This window comes from Paenirhodobacter sp., from assembly GCF_050177655.1.
Taxonomy (GTDB): Bacteria; Pseudomonadota; Alphaproteobacteria; order Rhodobacterales; family Rhodobacteraceae; genus Rhodobacter.
In genome coordinates, this window is record NZ_JBFXGV010000082.1 from 1 (window position 1) to 5,856 (window position 5,856).

The following is a 5,856-nucleotide window of genomic DNA, read 5'->3' on the forward strand; positions in this document are numbered from 1 at the left end:
AATAGGCGTCCCTTCGGAGGGCGGGATCGGCACGATCGGCGGGGGCGTTCCCCCTTGCCCGCGCCGGTCCGGAGCCGCCCTTGCGCGGGCGGCGGGCGCGCGGCAGGGCTCGCCCCGCCGCGCGGCAAGTTCAGACCGCGACCACCTCGGAAACATAGGTGCCGGGCGCCGGCGCGAGCACCGGATGGGCGGCGTCGCCCGGCTCGCGTGCGGCCACCATCGCGCCCGAACGCGCGGCCAGCCATTCGCCCCAGCGCGGCCACCAGCTGCCCTCGTGGCGGGTCGCCGCCGCCTTCCAGGCGAGCGGATCGGTGACCGGCGCCTCGGAGGTGTAATGGCCGTATTTCTTCTTCGAGGGCGGGTTGACGATGCCCGCGATATGGCCGCTTTCCGACAGGATGAAGGTCTTGTCGGTCGAGCCCATCTGCGCCACGCCGGTGAAGCTCGCCACCCAGGGCGCGATGTGGTCGGTCTCGCAGGCGATCGCGCAAAGCGGCACCTTGACGTCGCTCACCCGCAGCGTCTCGCCGAACATCGGGAAGCCCTTGCCGGTGAACTTGTCCTCCTGGCACAGGCCGCGCAGATATTCGACCGCCATCTTCGCGGGCAGGTTGGTGCTGTCGCCGTTCCAGTAGAGCAGGTCGAAGGCCGGCGGCGCCTCGCCCATCATGTAGGACTTGATCGCCGGGGTGTAGATCAGGTCGTTCGCCCGCAGGAAGGAGAAGGTGCGCTGCATGAAATAGGAGCCGAGCACCCCCGCCGCCTTCACCTGCGCCTCGATCGCGCCGACGAAATCATCCTGCAGGAAGGCGGTGAACTCGCCCTGGTCGGAGAAGTCGGTCAGCGTGGTGAAGAAGGTCGCCGAGTTGATCGTCTTGTCCTTGCGCTTGTCGAGCAGCGCGAGCGTCAGGCTCAGCGTGGTGCCGGCGATGCAATAGCCGACGGCGTTCACCTTCTTCTCGCCGGTGATCTGCTTCACCTGCTCGAGCGCGGTGAGATAGCCCTCCTCGACATAGGTCTCCATGCCGACGTCGGCATAGGAGGCGTCGGGGTTCTTCCAGCTCACCATGAAGAGGGTGAAGCCCTGATCCACGATCCAGCGAATGAGCGAATTCTGCGGCTTCAGATCGAGGATGTAGAACTTGTTGATCCAGGGCGGGAAGATGATCAGCGGCGTCTTGTGGACCTTTTCCGTCGTCGGCTTGTACTGGATCAGCTCGAACATCCGGTTGCGGTAGACGACCGAGCCCTCGGCGGTGCCGATGTTCTTGCCCACGGTGAAGGCGTTCTTGTCGGAGAGCGTGACGAGCAGGTTGCCCTTGTTCTCCTCGACGTCGCGCACGAGGTTCTCGAGCCCCTTCACCAGGCTCGCGCCCTCGGTCTCCACCGCCTTTTCCAGCGCATCGGGATTGGTGGCGAGGAAGTTCGTCGGTGCCATCAGGTCGATGATCTGATGCGCGAAATAGTCGAGCCGCTTGCGGTCGACCGGGTCGAGCCCCTCGATCTTGTCGACCGAGTCCTCGATCGCCTTCGAGGCGATCTGATACTGCTGCTTGACGAAGTTGAAATAGGGGTGGGTGTCCCAGAGCGGGTTGGTGAAGCGGCGGTCCTTCGGCCCGGGGTCGACGGGCGGCTTCAGCGCCCCCTGGGCGAGGGCGTGGGTCGCCTCGACGTAATGCTTCATCGCCTGGCCCCAATAGGCCACCTGCGCCTCGAAGATCTTCTCGGGGTGCTCGGCCATCTCCTTGAGCATCGCGGCGCCCGAATGCATGTAGAGGTCGAGCCCCGGCCCCTCCAGCGCCGGATTGGGCGCCCCCTTCTGGGCAAGCGCCTGGATCAGGCGCTGCGTCAGCGCCTCGATGCGCTCCAGATTCTCCTGCAGAACCTTCGATGCGGCCGGGGCCGTTTCTTCGGCAGTTGTCATGTCGCGCCTTCCTCCCTATTACTCAATGAAAGCATAACGTCGCCAAAGTTCGGTGGTAAAGTGACGTTTTGCGATGGGAGGTATCGAGGGAGCACCATGAAGGGCATGATGAGTTACGACCTGATGGAAACCATCAGGAACACGAACGAATGGATGGGCGCCTCCGCCCGTGCGATGGCCTCCTACCCCGTCTGGGGCATGGTTCCGCATCCGATGTTCAAGGTGATGTCCGCCTGGGGCCGGGTGACCGAGCGCAGCTTCGCGCGCATGGTGATCAAGCCCGACTGGGGCATCCGCTCGATCCCCGCGACCGACGGGCGCGACCATTCGGTCGAGGTCGAGACGCTGCTCGACAAGCCCTTCGGCGCGCTGATCCATTTCAAGGTGCAGGGCCGCGCGCCGATGGCGCGGCGTATCCTTCTGGTTGCACCGATGTCGGGCCATTATGCGACCCTCATGCGCTCGACCGTCGCCAGCCTGCTGCCCGATGCCGAAGTTTATGTGACGGATTGGCACAATGCGCGTGACATTCCGGTCTCGGCCGGGAAATTCGACATCGAGGATTACACCCTCTATCTCGTCGAATTCATGCGCTTCCTCGGCCCCGATATCAACGTGATCGCGGTCTGCCAGCCGGCGCCGCTGACGCTCGCCGCCACCGCCTATCTGGCGGAGGAGGAGCCCGCCGCGCAGCCGCGCACCCTCACCCTGATCGGCGGCCCGATCGACCCCGACGCCGCCGCGACCGAGGTCACCGATTTCGGCCGCCGCGTGACGATGGGCCAGCTCGAGCAGCTGGTGATCCAGCGCGTCGGCGCGAAATACAAGGGCGTCGGGCGGATGGTCTACCCGGGGCTGATGCAGCTCGCCTCCTTCATCTCGATGAACATGGACAAGCACGCCAAGGCCTTCCAGGACAAAATCGTCGCCGAGGCGAAGGGCGAGGGTTCGGAGCGCGACCACCACAACACCTTCTACGACGAATATCTCGCGGTGATGGACATGACGGCGGAGTTCTACCTCTCCACCGTCGAGCGCATCTTCAAGGGGCTCGAGATCGCGCAGAACCGCTTCACGATCGAGGGCAAGCCGGTCGACATCGGCAAGATCACCACGGTCGCGGTGAAGACGGTCGAGGGCGGGCATGACGACATCTCGGCCCCCGGCCAATGCGTCGCGGCGCTGCGGCTTTGCACCGGGCTGCCCGACAGCAAAAAGGCGCAGCACCTCGAACCGGGCGCGGGCCATTACGGCATCTTCGCCGGCTCGAGCTGGCGCAACAACATCCGCCCGCTGGTGCTCGACTTCATCGACGCGAACGCGCCGAAGGACGGCAAGGCGACGATGCGCGCGGTTTGAAACGCCGAAACACTCCTGAGCGCTCGCCACCGGCGAGCGTTTTCATTTCGTTGGCAGGCGGCGAGATCGCCGCGGGTTTTCTCAAACGGTCGGCCGAACCTTGAGAACGCTCATCCTCCTGAGCTCAGTCTCGGGCCAAAGCTGGAGTAAATACCGGTCGTCGCCGTCAAGTTCATCTTCCGACAGCGCATCAAGGCCCGCAAATGACACCCGAAGACCAAGCGAGCCCGAGCGGACCTGAAGCCGCGGCGCCGTGCCGTCGAAATCCGTCAGGCCAGCCAGAACGAGTTGGCCTGACGTGCACTGAAGGCCAGCTTCAACAACATGCTGGTATGAGCCAACTTCGACGGCGGGCCGCACGTCACTCCATTCAACGCGGAGCGGAACCTCCATTGCCCGCGCCGTAAAGATCACGGCGGCTGTAGGCGAAACCATCAGCCGATTGCCAAGGTCTTCCTCCGTATAAGCATCCGGGAGGTCAGGACAGGCTTCATCCCGAAGATAGATCTGATGGTAATCCGCAAAAAGTTCGCCCTCAAACAGGATCTGGGTCAATCTGGTTGCTCCGATCAAGATTGACACGTGGTATCACGTCCCCAATACGAAACGGCGCCCCGCGCGGCGCGTTTTCTTTGGCCGGGGGCCTTACGCCTGCGGCCAGTCGACCTGCGGCCAGTCGCGGTCATAGGCGCCAAGCACCGGATCGACCGCGCGGCCCAGCTCCGCCCAGCGCCGCAGCGACGGATGCGCGAGGTGGCGGCGCACATAGGCCCGCGCGCCTGCGCTCACCGGCAGGTCATGGCCCGCGATCCGCATTGCGACCGGGGCAAAGAAGGCATCCGCCGCGCTGTAGGCGCCGAAAAGCCAGCCCTCCGCCCCCGCCCAGAGCCGCTCGATCCGGTCGAGATCGGCGCGCACCGCGTCGGGCACCGGCACATCGCGATAGGCGGTGCGCAGGTTCATCGCGCAATGCCCGCGCAGCGCGGCAAAACCCGAATGCATCTCCGCCGCCATCGAGCGCGCCGCGGCGCGCTGCGCGGGGTCGGCGGGCCAATGGCCGGCCTCGGGGTGGCGGCTCGCCAGCTCCTCGGCAAGCGCGAGACTGTCCCAGATCACCGTCTCGCCAAGCCGCGCGGCAGGCACCGTCCGCGCCGGGGCGAAATCCGCGAGCACCCGCGCGAAATCATCGCTGTAGAGCGGCGCGGTGACGGTCTCCACCGGCAGGCCGAAGGCGTCGAAAAGGAGCCAGCCGCGCAGGCTCCAGCTTGAATAGCAGCGCTCGCCGATCGCCAGTGTCCACGTCATCCCGATCTCCTGCAAAGGCCCGCCCCCGTGCTAGCCAAGCCCCCGGCTGCGGTCAATCCACAGCATCCAACGGAAAACGGCGGCCTCTCGGCCGCCGTTTGATCTCAGTTCCCGATCGGGTTTCCGCCAAGCCCCATCGGGGCCGGGATGCCGAGGCTCGCGCCCCCGCCCTGCGGCGGCTCCTGCGGCGTGCCATTGGCCGCACCCGGTGTGGCGGGCGTCGCTCCGCCAAGCCCCGGCGGCAGACCGCCAAGCCCGCCCGGCGCGGGAATGCCCGAGGCCCCCGGGGCCGCAGCCCCCGGCGCCGCGCCCGGCGCGCCGAGCGGCGGCAGGCCAAGGCCCCCCGGCACGCCCAGACCGCCGCCAAGCCCGCCGCCCAGACCACCCAGATCCGGCACGGTGAAGCTCACGTTCGAGGTGTCGACCGGCTTGCCCTTGTAATGCATCACCATCCCCGGGAAGGCGATCACGATGGCGATCATCGCGATCTGGATGAAGACGAAAGGCACCGCCCCCCAGTAGATCTGCGAGGTCTTCACCGGTGCGATCATCTTGCCCGTCACCTTGTCGGCATAGGGCTCCTTCGCCGCGACCGAGCGCAGGAAGAACAGCGCAAAGCCGAAGGGCGGGTGCATGAAGCTCGTCTGCATGTTCACGCCGAGGATCACGCCGAACCAGATCAGGTCGATCCCCATCGCCTCGGCCGCCGGTGCCAGCAGCGGCACGATGATGAAGGCGAGCTCGAAGAAATCGAGGAAGAAGGCGAGGAAGAAGACGAGAAGCGAGACGACGAGCAGGAAGCCCAGTTCACCGCCCGGCAGCGAGGTGAGCAGATGCTCGACCCAGAGATGCCCGTTCACCCCGTAGAAGGTGAGCGAGAACACCCGCGCACCGAGCAGGATGAACATCACGAAGGCCGAAAGCCGCGTGGTGGCGGCCAGCGCATCGCGCACCACCCCCATCGTCAGCCGGCTTTTGACCGCCGAAAGGATCAGCGCGCCCACCGCGCCCATCGCACCGCCTTCGGTCGGCGTCGCGACGCCAAGGAAGATCGTGCCGAGCACGAGGAAGATCAGCGCGAGCGGCGGGATCAGCACGATCACCACCTGCTGCGCAAGCCGGCTCATCGCGTTGATCTTCAGCCCTTGTCGAGCAGCGCCAGGATATAGACCACGATCACCGCAAGCCCGGCGGCGAGGATCTCGGCGTTCGAGGCGTTCTTGCCGTCGTCGAGCCATTTGAACGCGCCGTAGAACACCGCCCCACCG

General features: G+C 66.0%; 4 protein-coding genes and 1 pseudogene. 1 reads left to right on the forward strand and 4 read right to left on the reverse strand.

Annotation, left to right across the window (positions count from 1 at the left end; genetic code table 11):
- Positions 1 to 130 precede the first annotated feature (130 nt).
- A complete protein-coding gene (gene phaC, locus AB7U46_RS17315; RefSeq protein ID WP_428338234.1) occupies positions 131 to 1,924 on the reverse strand; it encodes a class I poly(R)-hydroxyalkanoic acid synthase in 1,794 nt (597 codons plus the stop codon).
- A 96-nt stretch (positions 1,925 to 2,020) separates the two neighbouring features.
- Between phaC and phaZ the strand changes: the two genes are divergently transcribed.
- Entirely contained in the window at positions 2,021 to 3,283 is a 1,263-nt protein-coding gene (gene phaZ, locus AB7U46_RS17320; RefSeq protein WP_428338235.1) for a polyhydroxyalkanoate depolymerase, read from the forward strand.
- 81 nt (positions 3,284 to 3,364) lie between these two features.
- Here the strand turns inward: phaZ and AB7U46_RS17325 are convergent, their stop codons facing one another.
- The 3 genes and pseudogenes from AB7U46_RS17325 to AB7U46_RS17335 form a co-directional block, all read right to left on the reverse strand.
- Positions 3,365 to 3,838 (reverse strand): hypothetical protein, encoded by a 474-nt coding sequence (locus AB7U46_RS17325; RefSeq protein WP_428338236.1) that lies wholly within the window; start codon positions 3,836 to 3,838, stop codon positions 3,365 to 3,367.
- Between the two features lie 90 nt (positions 3,839 to 3,928).
- On the reverse strand, positions 3,929 to 4,588 hold the full coding sequence (locus AB7U46_RS17330; protein WP_428338237.1) for a glutathione S-transferase family protein: 660 nt from the start codon (positions 4,586 to 4,588) through the stop codon (positions 3,929 to 3,931).
- A gap of 104 nt (positions 4,589 to 4,692) precedes the next feature.
- Positions 4,693 to 5,856: pseudogene (locus AB7U46_RS17335) on the reverse strand (TRAP transporter large permease subunit); the annotation flags it as partial.